The sequence below is a fragment of the Prochlorococcus sp. MIT 1323 genome, assembly GCF_047304905.1.
Lineage (GTDB): Bacteria > Cyanobacteriota > Cyanobacteriia > PCC-6307 > Cyanobiaceae > Prochlorococcus > Prochlorococcus marinus_D.
On record NZ_CP138973.1, the window covers coordinates 2,132,367 to 2,145,281 of the forward strand.

12 protein-coding genes, 1 tRNA gene and 1 other RNA gene are annotated in these 12,915 nt (G+C 54.7%); 7 read left to right on the forward strand and 7 right to left on the reverse strand.

Annotated features, from left to right (window positions below):
• Window positions 1-36: 36 nt before the first annotated feature.
• Window positions 37-1,284 carry a beta-ketoacyl-ACP synthase II gene (fabF, locus tag SIB68_RS10370; protein WP_063400984.1) on the reverse strand — a complete coding sequence of 416 codons (1,248 nt, stop codon included), beginning with the start codon at window positions 1,282-1,284 and terminating at the stop codon, window positions 37-39.
• An 8-nt stretch (window positions 1,285-1,292) separates the two neighbouring features.
• Window positions 1,293-1,535 carry an acyl carrier protein gene (gene acpP, locus SIB68_RS10375; protein WP_011131320.1) on the reverse strand — a complete coding sequence of 81 codons (243 nt, stop codon included), beginning with the start codon at window positions 1,533-1,535 and terminating at the stop codon, window positions 1,293-1,295.
• A 138-nt stretch (window positions 1,536-1,673) separates the two neighbouring features.
• Here acpP and psaC point away from each other — a divergent pair, with 138 nt between their 5' ends.
• The gene (gene psaC / locus SIB68_RS10380; protein WP_011827179.1) at window positions 1,674-1,919 is read left to right on the forward strand and encodes a photosystem I iron-sulfur center protein PsaC; all 246 of its coding nucleotides are present in this window, start codon (window positions 1,674-1,676) and stop codon (window positions 1,917-1,919) included.
• A gap of 85 nt (window positions 1,920-2,004) precedes the next feature.
• The gene (gene glmS / locus SIB68_RS10385) at window positions 2,005-3,909 is read left to right on the forward strand and encodes a glutamine--fructose-6-phosphate transaminase (isomerizing) (protein ID WP_063400983.1); all 1,905 of its coding nucleotides are present in this window, start codon (window positions 2,005-2,007) and stop codon (window positions 3,907-3,909) included.
• A gap of 7 nt (window positions 3,910-3,916) precedes the next feature.
• Here the strand turns inward: glmS and SIB68_RS10390 are convergent, their stop codons facing one another.
• Together SIB68_RS10390 and rimM are read right to left on the reverse strand one after the other, a co-directional pair.
• Window positions 3,917-5,371: a mannose-1-phosphate guanylyltransferase/mannose-6-phosphate isomerase gene (locus SIB68_RS10390; protein ID WP_063400982.1), complete on the reverse strand. Its 1,455-nt coding sequence runs from the start codon at window positions 5,369-5,371 to the stop codon at window positions 3,917-3,919.
• A 56-nt stretch (window positions 5,372-5,427) separates the two neighbouring features.
• Window positions 5,428-5,973, reverse strand: coding sequence for a ribosome maturation factor RimM (gene rimM / locus SIB68_RS10395; RefSeq protein WP_063400981.1), 546 nt, complete (start codon window positions 5,971-5,973; stop codon window positions 5,428-5,430).
• Between the two features lie 41 nt (window positions 5,974-6,014).
• Between rimM and SIB68_RS10400 the strand changes: the two genes are divergently transcribed.
• Window positions 6,015-6,200 carry an NAD(P)H dehydrogenase subunit NdhS gene (locus SIB68_RS10400; protein WP_063396984.1) on the forward strand — a complete coding sequence of 62 codons (186 nt, stop codon included), beginning with the start codon at window positions 6,015-6,017 and terminating at the stop codon, window positions 6,198-6,200.
• Window positions 6,201-6,300: 100 nt separating this feature from the next.
• On the opposite strand, the gene rnc is transcribed toward SIB68_RS10400, so the two are convergent.
• Both rnc and rnpB read right to left on the reverse strand, forming a co-directional pair.
• The gene (gene rnc, locus SIB68_RS10405) at window positions 6,301-7,089 is read right to left on the reverse strand and encodes a ribonuclease III (protein ID WP_063401148.1); all 789 of its coding nucleotides are present in this window, start codon (window positions 7,087-7,089) and stop codon (window positions 6,301-6,303) included.
• Between the two features lie 59 nt (window positions 7,090-7,148).
• Window positions 7,149-7,550: RNase P RNA component class A (gene rnpB / locus SIB68_RS10410), an RNA gene on the reverse strand.
• Between the two features lie 38 nt (window positions 7,551-7,588).
• Between rnpB and SIB68_RS10415 the strand changes: the two genes are divergently transcribed.
• The 3 genes from SIB68_RS10415 (at window position 7,589) to SIB68_RS10425 (ending at window position 8,582) form a co-directional block, all read left to right on the forward strand.
• Window positions 7,589-7,662, forward strand: a tRNA-Arg gene (locus tag SIB68_RS10415).
• 94 nt (window positions 7,663-7,756) lie between these two features.
• The gene (locus SIB68_RS10420) at window positions 7,757-8,086 is read left to right on the forward strand and encodes a hypothetical protein (RefSeq protein ID WP_063400980.1); all 330 of its coding nucleotides are present in this window, start codon (window positions 7,757-7,759) and stop codon (window positions 8,084-8,086) included.
• Window positions 8,087-8,123: 37 nt separating this feature from the next.
• Window positions 8,124-8,582, forward strand: coding sequence for a hypothetical protein (locus tag SIB68_RS10425; RefSeq protein WP_063400979.1), 459 nt, complete (start codon window positions 8,124-8,126; stop codon window positions 8,580-8,582).
• A gap of 27 nt (window positions 8,583-8,609) precedes the next feature.
• On the opposite strand, the gene SIB68_RS10430 is transcribed toward SIB68_RS10425, so the two are convergent.
• On the reverse strand, window positions 8,610-11,135 hold the full coding sequence (locus SIB68_RS10430; RefSeq protein WP_063400978.1) for a glycogen/starch/alpha-glucan phosphorylase: 2,526 nt from the start codon (window positions 11,133-11,135) through the stop codon (window positions 8,610-8,612).
• Between the two features lie 358 nt (window positions 11,136-11,493).
• On the opposite strand from SIB68_RS10430, the gene SIB68_RS10435 reads away from it, so the two are divergent.
• Window positions 11,494-12,867, forward strand: a complete 1,374-nt coding sequence (locus SIB68_RS10435; RefSeq protein ID WP_063400977.1) for a cation:proton antiporter — start codon at window positions 11,494-11,496, stop codon at window positions 12,865-12,867.
• The last annotated feature ends 48 nt before the right edge of the window (window positions 12,868-12,915 follow it).

Sequence of the window (12,915 nt, forward strand, 5' to 3'; positions counted from 1 at the left end):
AGCAGGGAGTCTGAAGGATGGAGGCGGCAGAGCCGCTTAGGCCATTTGGCGGAAGGCGAGGCAGACGTTGTGACCGCCGAAGCCGAAGGAATTGGAGAGCACCACGCTTAATCTGTGTTCTCTGGCCATGTTGGGGACATAGTCCAGATCACACTGTGGATCTGGGTTGAGGTAATTAATGGTGGGAGGCACCATGCCGTGCTGAAGGGCAAGCACGCACGCCACAGCTTCAATGCCGCCCGATCCACCAAGAAGGTGACCAGTCATGGATTTTGTGGAGCTCACAGGAATCTGATAAGCCCTCTCGCCGAGAGCATTTTTGATGGCTGCTGTTTCGTTGCTGTCATTGGCAGGAGTACTGGTGCCATGGGCATTGATGTAATCCACGCTGGTGGACTCCAGCTGTCCGTCTTTTAGGGCCAGGCGGATTGCTTCTGCACCACCAACGCCGCCAGGGGTTGGTGAGGTGATGTGGTGAGCATCGCAGGTCATGCCATAGCCCACAATCTCAGCATGGATAGTGGCATCGCGATTTTTGGCGTGCTCAAGGGTTTCAAGGACCAGGACGCCAGATCCTTCCCCGATGACGAATCCATCTCGTTCTGCATCGAACGGACGGCTAGCCGTGGCGGGGTCATCATTGCGGAAGGAGAGGGCCTTGGCACTGGCGAAGCCAGCCACACCAAGTGGCGTGATGCTTGCTTCTGCACCACCACATACCATTACATCAGCTTTGCCGAGTTGCAGCAGCCGGAAAGCATCGCCGATGGCATTGGATCCAGCTGCACAGGCTGTGGCCACTGCTGAGCTGGGTCCTTTGGCCCCTAACGCAATGGCGGCAAGCCCAGTAGCCATGTTGGGGATCATCATCGGCACTGTGAATGGGCTGACCCGACCGGGACCTTTCTCATTCAAAACGTGGGCTTGGGTCTCCATGGTGAGCAGACCACCGACACCTGAACCAATAATCACCCCGATGCGGGAGGAATTTTCCTCTTCGATGCTTAGACCGGCATCAGCAACTGCCTGCTTGGCGGCTACTACACCGAATTTGCTGAATCGATCCCATCTTTTTGATTCCTTCGCTTCGAGGAAACCGGTTGGGTCAAAGTCTTTGACCTCTGCGGCAAAGCGACATGCATGGGCTGACGCGTCAAACAGGCTGATGGCGCCTACGCCATTGTGGGCTGTCTTCAACCCTTCTAAATAGTCCGCGACCGTGTTGCCAATCGGTGTGACCGCTCCGAGACCGGTGATCACAACCCGATGGAGATCCCCCATCATGCCGATCCTCAGGCTTGCTTGTCTTCGATGTACTTGACGGCATCACCGACGGTCGTGATGCCCTCAGCCGCCTCGTCGGGGATCTCGATGTCGAAGGCCTCTTCGAGGGCCATCACGAGTTCCACGGTGTCGAGGGAGTCGGCACCAAGGTCGTTCTGAAAACTCGATTCTGGCTTCACTTCGCCGGCCTCAACACTCAGTTGCTCCGTAACGATTGAACGGACTTTCTCAAGGATCGCTTCCTGGGACATAGCCGTGAAGACGGGACGACGCATCCTACGAGCTGGCGGTAGTGGGGTTAACAACGGTGACGGCAACACGTCGAACTTGTCTCACTAGGAGTCTTGCCAGTTACCGTTACTTCAAGCCTTTTGTTCCGGACCAGGCTCATGTCTCACGCTGTCAAGATTTACGACACATGCATTGGTTGCACTCAATGCGTTCGTGCATGCCCTCTCGATGTTCTCGAGATGGTTCCCTGGGATGGCCATAAATCCGGCCAGATCGCTGCATCTCCTCGCACTGAAGATTGTGTGGGATGCAAGCGATGCGAAACCGCCTGCCCCACTGATTTCCTCAGCATTCGCGTTTATTTAGGCGACGAGACCACGCGCAGTATGGGCCTGGCTTACTGATCTGAGTTCAACGTCTCAGTCTCAGTTGGCCCTGTTTTGCGCATCTACCCCATAAGCTCAGCCCGGCAGGTGCCGGGCTTTTTTTATGTGCGGAATCGTTGCGGTTATTGGCTCCCGTGAGGCGGCCCCGTTGCTGTTAGAAGGGCTTAGGCAGCTCGAATACCGCGGTTACGACTCTGCTGGTCTTGCCACTGTTGAGCTGTTAGCTGAGGATGGTTCCAGTCGGCTCACTTGCCAGCGGGCTCAAGGAAAGCTGGTAAACCTCACAGCATGTGTGGAAGAGAAGGGTGCGCCAGGGCATTGCGGCATCGGCCACACCCGTTGGGCCACTCATGGGAAACCTGAAGAGCGCAATGCTCATCCCCATAGGGATGGCTCTGGTCTTGTGGCGGTAGTGCAGAACGGCATTATCGAGAATCACCGTTCTCTCCGCGAGGCACTTGAGGCTGAAGGGGTGAGGTTTGTTTCAGAGACAGATACGGAAGTCATTCCTCATCTCATCTCGCTTGAACTTCGTGCTCTGCAGGTTCAGGGCCGAGGCGTGAATGGAAGGATGTTGTTAGAGGCTGTGCAACGGGTGTTGCCTCAGTTGAAGGGTGCCTATGCCCTTGCCGTGGTTTGGGGGGAAGTACCAGGTGCTCTTGTCGTCGCTCGTAAGCATGCACCGCTGTTGATTGGTCTTGGCGAAGGTGAATTCCTCTGCGCAAGTGATACGCCAGCTTTGGCAGGCTTCACGCGCACGATTCTTCCTATGGAAGATGGAGAGGTGGCCTTGCTCACGCCTTTGGGGATTGAGCTTTATGACGCACAAGGCGAACGGCAGCAGCGAAGCCCTTCACTCCTCAGTGGCGGTGATCAAGTGGCCGATAAACGTCACTTCCGTCATTTCATGCTGAAGGAAATCCACGAGCAGCCTGAGACTGCGGAGCTGTGGGTAGCACGTCATCTGCCTCCAGATCTTTCGTCTGATGATCCTGTGGCTTTGCCCTTCGATCATTCCTTTTATGCCGATCTAGAGCGAATTCAGATTTTGGCCTGTGGCACGAGTCGTCATGCGGCACTTGTAGGGGCCTATTTGTTGGAGCAGTTCGCGGGGATTCCCACTTCTGTGTTTTACGCAAGTGAGTTTCGCTATGCACCGCCTCCACTAGCACCCCACACACTCACGATTGGGGTGACCCAGTCTGGTGAGACCGCTGATACTCTCGCGGCATTGGCGATGGATGCTCATCGTAGGCAGGCTCATGGGGAGCCTGCATTTGCGCCTCGCCAGTTAGGGGTCACGAATCGGCCAGAAAGCTCCCTGACTCGTCAGGTTCCATACATTCTCGATATTGGTGCAGGGATTGAAGTGGGGGTGGCCGCTACAAAGACCTTCTTGGGGCAGTTGTTGGCTTTTTATGGACTTGCGTTGGCATTTGCTGCTCGTCGTAGTCACCGTTCAGTGACTGAGATTGCCAACCTAAAAGACGAACTAAGGGCTTTACCGCATCAGCTGCACTCGCTGGTGGAGCTTCATGATCAACGCTGCGAAGTTTTAGCTAACCGCTTCGCTGATACTCAGGATGTGATCTTTTTGGGTCGTGGCATTAACTATCCCATTGCCCTTGAGGGAGCTCTCAAGCTTAAGGAGATCAGCTATATCCATGCAGAGGGATACCCAGCTGGGGAAATGAAGCATGGACCTATTGCTTTGCTCGATGCGCGTGTGCCGGTCGTCTCGATTGCGATGCCGGGAGTGGTTTTTGAGAAGGTGCTCAGCAATGCACAGGAGGCGAAAGCTCGTGATGCAAAGCTGATCGGTGTGGCGCCGGAGTGTCCGGATACGGCCTTGTTTGATGCTTTACTTCCTGTCCCTGAGGTGAGCGAGTGGATCAGTCCTCTGCTCACGCTTGTTCCGATACAGCTACTGAGCTATCACATTGCAGCTCATAGGGGTCTTGATGTGGATCAGCCTCGCAACCTGGCCAAAAGCGTGACAGTGGAATAGCTCAAGCTCAATTGACAATCACGTTCTCACTACGTCCGTAGCGGTCCTCAAAGCGCACGATGTCATCTTCACAGAGGTATGGACCACTTTGGACCTCAATCAATACCATGTGCATCCGTCCTGGATTGGTGAGTCTGTGTTTGCAGCCCAAAGGGATGTAGGTGCTCTGGTTTTCTCTTACCAATTGCTTTTCTCCGTCCTTTTCGACCAAGGCGGTTCCCTTGACCACGATCCAGTGTTCAGAACGGTGATGATGCATTTGTAGCGACAGGCTTGCGCCTGGGTTCACCTCGATTCTTTTGACTTGCCAGCGTTTACCTTCAACCACGGTGGTGTATTGCCCCCAGGGTCGATAGATCTTCCGGTGTGCTTTGCCTTCGGAGCTCCCGGAGGCTTCGAGTCGATTCACAATCGTTTTGACGTTTTGAGCCTGGCTGCGATCGGCAATCAGCACGGCATCGTCCGTTTCAACCACCACAAGGTTCTCCACGCCCAGCCCCACCACCAGCCTGTGTTCGCTGCGTAGATAGCAGTTTTGGGTGCCTTCGCTGATCACCCGCCCGCGCAGCACATTGCCGTTTTCGTCTCGATCTGCGTTATCCCAAAGGGCACTCCAGCTGCCCACGTCACTCCAGCCAGCATCGAGAGGCAGTACCGTGCCCAGCTCAGTTTTTTCCATGACAGCGACATCGATAGCAACGTTTGGACATTTGGCGAAGGCTTCACGTTCCAGCCGCAAGAAGTCGAGGTCGGGCACTTCCTGCTCCAGGGCAGCACGGCAACAGCTCACCACCTCGGGAGATAGTCGCTCCAGCTCGCTCAGGATGGCGCTCGCTTTGAACAAAAATATGCCACTGTTCCAGGTGAAGCATCCATTTGCCAGGAACTGCTCAGCGGCGATGCGATCAGGTTTTTCCACAAACCTGGCAATGGGTAAGGCTTTGGGTTCACCGTTGCCGAATGATTCTGCTGCTTCGATATATCCGTAACCTGTTTCAGGGGCGGTGGGCACGATGCCGAAGGTCACAAGTCGCCCGGCTTCTGCGGGGATGCGACCGGCTTCGATGACATGACGGAACTGGGTTGCATCGCGGATGACATGGTCTGCAGCCAGGATTAGCAGTAGCGGATCTTCGCCTCGTTCTGTGGCTTGCAGTGCCGCCACTGTTACTGCTGGAGCGGTATTGCGACCCATGGGCTCGAGCAGGATTGCATTGGGCTCCACCTCGATTTGGCGCATCTGCTCGGCCACGATGAAGCGATGCTCTTCGTTGCAGATCAGCAGTGGCGCACTAAGCCCCTCGATGCCTTTAAGTCTTTGTTGTGTTTGCTGAAGCAGCGTTTCTTCACTGGATCCGCTTAGAGCCCAGTACTGCTTGGGGTAGCTCGCGCGCGACAGCGGCCACAGGCGGGTACCTGTTCCCCCACAGAGGATCACTGGAATCAGGGGGGAGGTGGCCACGGTTTCGTACTTCAGTGTTCCCACAATCGCTTAGATATCTTGCTTCTGTCGATTGCTTAGAGCTCTAGCAGTCCAGGAGGTGGGGTGAGTAGGAGCCAGCCTTGATTGAGTTGCACTTCTGGAACGATGGCTTCTACGAATGGAACCAGAACTCGCCGTCCTGTCAGTACTTCGATCTCGAGGAGGTCGTTTCCGGCGGTGGTGAGGTCGGTGACATGACCAATTGCAGGGCCTTCCGCTTCCAAACGGGCCTCGAGGCCGACCAAATCAAGCAGATGAAACTCGCCTTCGGCCAGGCTAGGGCGATCACTTGAAGGCACCAGTAGGTTTTGGCCTACAAGTGCTTCGGCCGCATTGCGATTGTTCACCCCAGCAAATTTCACGACATAGAGCGACCTGCCAGGTAGTTGACGTCCAGTCAGCAATTCAATAGGTCGTGGCTCACCATTGCGTTCTTTGAGCCAGCGTTGACCAGGAAGAGTGAAGCGCTCAGGGAAGTCACTGCTGGGGTTGATGCGTAGTTCACCTTGCATTCCTTGGGCGGCCACCAGTTTCCCCACGGTGAGCCAGTCTTCGTCGCCGTTCATGGGCGGAGAAAGCATGTCTGCTGATAATGGCGCTAAGACTGCCAAAAGCTGATCTCATGGCCTCTGTAGAAGCACCGATCTTGCCTGGTTCCAATGTGGTTGTGAACGAGATTCGCTCGATCTACAACGGCTATAGCGGATGTGTGCAACGTATCAGTGGAGATAGAGCTGCGGTGTTGTTTGAGGGGGGGAACTGGGACAAGTTGGTCACGATTCCTCTGAAACATCTTTTGCTGTCTTGAGGTTTTTGGCAGCCCCTTCACTGCTGCCAGTGACTTTCTCTAGTCAGCAAGGAGATTGATCTCCATCTTTCAGGAGCATGGTTTTCTGTTCAGTGCGGCTTTAGTTGTCGGTAGCTGATTGGGTGAGTGCCTCAAGTGAATGGCGGGCTGCCTCTTGTTCGGCATTGCGGCGGGAGCCTCCGCAACCCTCTCCAATTGGCCGATCATCGAGATGAACTTGGCAAACATAACGTTGAGGATCGCCATGTTGCTTGCTTCGTTCTGCACATTCGTAGCGGGGTAGCCCGAGCCCCCGTGCCTGGCTCCATTCCTGCAGCGCGGATTTGCTGTTGAGTCGATGAGGATCGGCTAGAACCGCACTGCTTGCCTCTTGCCAGTGGGGTGTGAGCCAGTGGTGGATTGGCTCAAGGCTTTGCCAGCACTCATAGAGCGCTCCAATCAACGCTTCGGTTGCTTCAGCCTGCAGGGTGGGTTTAGCAGAGGCATCCCCTGCAGCCATGGGTCCGATGATGAGTACTGCTTCGATGCCGATACGTTGACCGACTTCGGCTAGCCAGCGATCACTCACAAGGTGAGCTCTTAATGCCGAGCGCTCGCCTACATCCATGCGCGGGAAGTGGCGATCGATATATTCCGAGGCGGCTAGCCGCAGAACTGCGTCGCCAAGGAATTCCAGGCGCTCGTGGTTGATGATTTCTTGAGCTGAGGTGTGCGTCAGTGCTTCATCGAGAATGGCTAGACCTCTCGGTTCAGTTCCAGGGCAGCTTTTTGATCGTGCAGGATCCATCAGCGCGAGTTTCTTCAGCAGGTTTTGCAGTTGCTGGACCCGCTCGTTAGAGAGGTTTTTTGGGGTTGTTCGGGATGTTTTCGTCTTCGATCGATGAGTCATCACGCTAAGGATGGATTGTCTGGCCTTCTCTGCAGATTGATCAACAGCGTTAGGGAAGAGGGTGAAAGCAGGTCGTAAGCCGGGTTCTGTTCACTGCTCAAGAGCAGTGGGTGCTCATCTATCTAGGACCGCCGTTGCCGACGGCCTCAAGCGGCGCATTTATGTGGAACGTGGCAGATGGCCAGCCATCGCCCCTTGGCCTTGCTCCCAACCGGGGTTTACCGAGCCAGCACCTCTCGATGCTGCTGGTGCGCTCTTACCGCACCTTTGCACCCTTGCCTGTGCCCGGAGTAGAACCCCATGAGGCCATCGGCGGTGTTTTTCTGTGGCACTCTCCTCACGGTCACCCGCACTGGGCATTACCCAGCAAGTCTGGCCATCGGGGAGCCCGGACTTTCCTCAATCAAGCTCGTCTTGCCAAGGGCAATGACGACTTGATCGCGAACACCTCACCTGCTTTCAGCTTCCATCATGCATTGAGGGCATAATTCCCTGTGATGGGGCTGTAGCTCAGCCGGATAGAGCGACGGTTTCCTAAACCGTAGGTCGTGGGTTCGAGTCCCGCCAGCCCCGTTTTTTGCCAACTGTTCGCGGTAGCCGGTACTACATCTGGTGGGCTAGGCAAATGCCACGCTCTCGCTAGTGTTGATTCGGTGGATCAGGCGTCATGACCCAGCTTCACGATCTGCGGCTACGGCTACTTGTTCAGCAGGAAAGCGAGAGCATTGCAAATTCACAGCCTATGGACCTGGACCTCTCTGTGGTTCAGGCTCGCTGCCTCTGTTGGTTGGCTTTATTGGCTGAGGCTCATGAAGATCAGGCCAGTGACGCTGAACGCCGAGGTGATACTGAGCAGGCGATGGGTTGGTTTGCTGATTCGATGCGACTGCGCGATGTGATCCAGGTGGTGTCCACCATTGAGATTCCCTTGCCGGCTCTAGGTGATACAGATTCGGGTGAGGGCAGTTTTTCAAGCGAGCCTCCTCTTGAGGCTTAGTAGATGCCATGATGGGATGTGAGCTAGACGGAGTGCGGTGCCTGAAGAGCCCTGTCAATGCCCTGACTGTCAAAGGTTTTACCGGGAGCATGATCGGTTGATTCGTGAGTGCCCTACCTTGCGTCATCAGCAGGAGCTCAATTGGGCTGCGTTGCAGTCTTTTCGAACACTTTCTGGTCGTGTGCTTGAAGATCTGCAGAAGCAATATGGTTCCCAAGCCAATGAGGCTGCTAATACTCAGACCACTCCTGTTGGTGGGGGAGAAGAGCCAGCTGATGCAATCCAGCAATCGATCGCTGATTTGGAGAACATCAATGCGCACCTGTTCTCCATCGAAGCCCTTATGGAACGCATCTTTGATGTGAAGGTGCCAGAAGCTGTTGAGCAGAAATTTCGAGAACTTGCAGGTGAACTAGCTCCAGATCCTCTCAATGTAGATCGGCTTCGCCTCAACCGTCTTCTGCATCAGACCCCTGATTTGCCTGATCGCAGTTAGTTTTTCGACCCATCGTTTATTGATTCTTCAGGGCACATCGCAGGTAATTTCTACGGGGAAGGGCTCAGCTTTCCAGATTGTCTGACAGTAGTCTTGGATTGAGCGGTCTGAGGAGAAGAAGCCAGTCCTTGCGGTGTTTAACAGTGACATCCGGTTCCATTGTTTCCGGTTGGTCCAGGCTTGGTTGACCTCGTCTTGGGCGCGCAGATAATCGGCGAAATCGGCTAATACGAAGAATGGATCGAAGCCAGTGAGGTTGTCGAGCAGGGGGCGGAACAGTTCGCCATCGCCGTTGCTGAAATGGCCAAGGCCGATCAGTCTTAAGGCTTCCGCTAGCTCGGGCAAGGTTTCAACAATTTGCCTGGGCCGATAGCCGTTGGTTTGGAGCTCCATGATTTCCGTCTCGGTTTTGCCAAACAGGAAGAAGTTCTCAGGGCCGACTCGCTCACGGATTTCAACGTTGGCACCATCAAGGGTGCCGATGGTGAGAGCTCCGTTCATCGCGAACTTCATGTTGCCGGTGCCTGAAGCTTCCTTGCCTGCTGTTGAGACCTGTTCGGAGAGGTCTGAGGCGGGATAAATCTGCTCAGCGAGTTTTACGTTGTAGTCAGGTAGGAAAACGACCCGAAGGCGGCCCTCCATATCGGGATCAGCGTTGATTGTTTCGGCAATGCCATTGATGAAGCGGATGATTAGTTTGGCCATGTAGTAGCCAGGTGCTGCCTTGCCTCCAAAGATCACGGTGCGCGGAGCCATTCCCTTGGCCTGGCCGTTTTTGATGCGCAGGTAGTGGGTGATCACCTGCAGGGCATTGAGGTGTTGGCGTTTGTATTCATGGATTCGTTTGACCTGCACATCGAAGAGGCTCGAAGGATCCACCAGAACACCGGTTTGTCGATGGATGTAACCGGCAAGTTTGCGCTTCACCGAAAGTTTGGTTGCTCCCCATTGCTCTAGGAAGGCGGTGTCATGTTGCCGCTCCTCCAGCTTGGTGAGTAATTCCATGTTGGTGATCCATTCAGGACCAACGTGTTCATCGAGTAGTCGTGAGAGGGCTGGGTTGGCAAGGGCTACCCAGCGCCGCGGCGTGACGCCATTCGTGACATTGGTGAATTTTTCCGGCCAGATCTCAGCGAATTCAGGCATCAGCTGTCGCTTCAACAGATCAGAGTGCAACGCCGCAACACCGTTCACATGATGGGCTGCAATGGTGGCCAAGTTCGCCATGCGCACGGCCTTGCCACCATCCTCATCGATAATCGACAATTTTCGCTGGATCACATCATTGCCTGGGTACCGCAGGCGCACCTGTTGTAGGAAGCGGCGGTTGATCTCATAGATGAGCTCAAGGTGGCGGGGCAACAGGCTGGCAAAGCGAGTGAGATCCCACTTCTCTAGAGCTTCTGGCAACAACGTGTGGTTGGTGTATGCGACTGAGCGGGTCGTGATGTCCCAGGCGGTATCCCAATCCAGATAGTGCTCATCAATGAGCAGTCGCATCAGCTCTGCTACCGCAATCGCCGGGTGGGTGTCGTTGAGCTGAACGGTCCAGTGATTAGGGAACTCTTCAATGGGAATGCCTCGGTTACCAAGACTGCGCAGCATGTCTTGGAGGGAGCAGCTCACAAAGAAGTGTTGCTGCTTGAGGCGCAGGCGGCGGCCTTCATCGGTGCCGTCATTGGGATAGAGCACCTTGGAAAGGGTTTCTGAACCAACCTTTTCTTCCACAGCGCCGTAATAGTCACCGATGTTGAAGGCGTAGAAATCGAAGCTTTCAGTAGCGTCTGCTCGCCAGAGGCGTAGGCGGTTACAGGTGTTGACCCGATAGCCAAGGACCGGCACATCGTGGGGAATGCCGATGGCATGCTCGGAGGGGATCCAGCGTGAGCGGTAGTTCCCCTTGCCGTCGGTGTAGCTCTCGGTGCGACCACCAAACCCAACGAAGCAGGCCTCCTCGGGTTGGGGGAGTTCCCAGGGCCAACCACCCTTGAGCCATTTATCTGTGACCTCTACCTGCCAGCCATCTCGGATCAACTGGTTGAAGATGCCGAATTCGTAGCGGATTCCATAGCCGATAGCTGGCACCTGCAGGCTGGCCAGTGATTCCATGTAGCAGGCGGCAAGACGGCCTAGACCTCCATTGCCGAGACCGGGCTCTTCTTCGACCTCAAGGATCTGATCGAGTGATTCGATCCGGAAGCGGCGTAAAGCTTGCTCTGCGATGTCTTTAGAGATGCCAAGGTTGAGCAGGTTGCTGTTGAGCTGAGGACCGATGAGGAATTCCGCAGATAGATAGGCCACCGTCTTGTGGGGTCGGGCTCGAATCGCCTCAAGACTTGCCAGGTAGCGAGTCATCAGCCGATCCCGCACGGCATAACTCAGGGCCATGTAGAGGTCATGGTTACTTGCTGTGGGAGCAAGTTTTCCGAGGGTAAAGAACAGATGTTCTGTCATCCCGTCGAATACAGCATCGGCATCCAGCCCGGCTCGTTCAGGATCTGCGAAGCACCCCGGAGTGGGCAGGCGTAGATCTAGGGGGTGGGAGCTGCTCATGACGGCGGAGAGAAAATAATGTGGGAGGGCTGGAGGCTCTCCTGGAAAGGGTTATTAAGGAAACGACTAATCAGGCGTAGCAGGAGTCAGTGGTTGATCGGCAGCTCAAAAGGTGTCACGGTGATTGATTTTTCATCCTCGTCAGGTGCTTTGAGGATGCTCATTCTCTTAAGGCGAAGGGTTTAGGCCATTGAGCCCAGCTGGGGAATCTCTGGAAGTTAGCTGCGATGTGCGGATTGTTTGCCTTAGCAACCGCACATCAACACCTGCAGGTTCTCCTCACCCTTCGTTTTGAGAAGACCAAAGCAGGATTTGCCTTTCCTTTAATCTCGCTCACAAAGACTCAAATACGGGCTCCATGGTTTTGCATTCGGTGTTGTCTGTGCTGAGCAGCCACGACGTGGAGGTGGCTGAAACTTTGATCGGTGTGCTGAATTTCCTGCTGATTTTTGTTGCAGCACGCACTCTTGCTGAGCTTTTGGTGCGTTTGCATCTACCGACGATCGTCGGCGAACTTCTCGCTGGAGTTCTGATCGGAGCCTCAGGTTTGCATCTATTGGTGCCGCCGAGTACTCATTCTCATTTGAATGATGGTTTGGTCAGCCTGATCAGCGCTTTGGCCTCGATTCCTCCTGAGGCAGTCCCAGACCTCTATTACGAAACCTTCCCCTCTCTGCAAGCGGTTGCCACGCTCGGCTTGTATGCCCTGCTTTTCCTCACCGGGTTGGAAAGTGAGTTGGAAGAGTTGGTCGCTGTAGGAGTCCAGGCCTTCACAGTGGCTATGGCTGGCGTGGTGCTGCCTTTTGCCTTAGGCACCTTTGGTTTGATGGCTCTCTTCCAGGTGGAATTGATCCCGGCGATTTTTGCTGGTGCTTCGATGACTGCTACCAGCATCGGTATCACTGCCAGTGTGTTTGGCGAACTCGGCTATCTCAAAACGCGAGAGGGCCAGATCGTGATTGGTGCGGCTGTGCTTGATGACATCCTTGGCATTGTGATCCTGGCTGTTGTTGTGGCCTTGGCCACAGGAGGCAACCTCGAGATTGCCCCGATTGTGAAACTTGTCGTAGCAGCGACAGTGTTTGTGGTCTTAGCAATCGTGCTTAGCCGTACTGCGGCTCCAGCCTTTGATTGGGTGATCGACCGACTTAAAGCGCCTGGAGCGGTTGTTGTGGCCTCGTTTGTGATTCTTGTGCTGTGTTGCTTTATCGCTACGGCGATTGGTTTGGAAGCCGCTTTGGGGGCCTTTGCCGCTGGATTGATCCTCAGCAGCTCGAAGAACAATCACGCGATTCAGCAGTCGGTTTTGCCGATCGTGACCCTCTTCGCCACGATTTTCTTTGTTTTGGTTGGCGCTGGCATGGATCTTTCAGTGATCAATCCTCTGGATCCTGCGAGCCGCTCTGCACTCGTTGTGGCTGGCTTCCTGGTTGTTGTAGCGATTGTGGGCAAGATTGCTGCTGGTTGGGCTTTCTGGATTGACAAACCCACCAATCGTTTGGTTGTTGGTCTTGGCATGATGCCTCGCGGTGAAGTTGGTTTGATTTTTCTTGGGCTGGGTACAAGCGCCGGACTGCTTTCTCCTTCTTTAGAAGCTGCGGTTCTATTGATGGTGATTAGCACCACCTTCCTTGCACCGTTGCTTTTGCGTTTGGTGCTTAAAGACAAAACGCCTGGAGGCGGCAACTCCATCCCTGATGACGTTGCTGCCAATCCTGTTGGCCTGGTTTAGTGCAGCTTTTTTGATTGCATAGCCCTGATAAGTAAAAGAATTGCCTAC